This window comes from Vibrio sp. 1078-1 (genome assembly GCF_033340475.1).
Map to the genome: position 1 here is coordinate 1 of NZ_JAWOWM010000461.1, position 649 is coordinate 649.

General features: G+C 45.0%; 1 pseudogene. It reads right to left on the reverse strand.

Going from position 1 to position 649, the window contains the following annotated elements:
* Positions 1–649: pseudogene (locus R7190_RS28195) on the reverse strand (two-component system response regulator); the annotation flags it as partial.

Here is a 649-nt window from a genome sequence, read left to right on the forward strand (position 1 = left end):
TGAAGAAGCTAAATCCGCCACACCAAATACCGCCTTCACCGCACCAGCACAATCTGAGCACTCAATGCCCTTCTCCATGATGTTTACCATGTCTTTCAGATCCGCACTGAAACTTTTTAAGTTTCTTAGGTAATCATCAAACAAAGCTCTCACCAGTAGCGTTGTCGCTACACCTCCATTTTCTTGGGAAGCAGAGTCCACTAAGTAGAAAGCAAACTGTCCATTCATCAACCAGCGATAATCAAACACCAAAGGCATCAAATCTGCCGACTGTAGTAACCGATAAGAACAACGCCAGTCACCTTGAGAGGCGTCTTTGTCTGGCAACAACGCATGCAGCAGATCTCTCGCTGCATTTGGGTTTTGTTGCAAGTACTCTAAATGCCAGTGCAGCTCTTGCTCATCTGGTATTTCTCCACCATCATCTACGCGGAACCACTGGCTTGAAAAGTCACGCTGTTCGGCAAAATGACAATCTGAGTCTTCAAGCGTATTGTCAATCGCTTGCGACAAATGTTCATAATTCCCTATCGGTTTTGGAAGAAAGTCTTTAATACCAAAACGCAACGCTTTCGCGACATCAGACATTTCATCTGTGCCAGACACCACAATAAGCGGTAACGATGGATACTCAAGACTGACTTCTTCT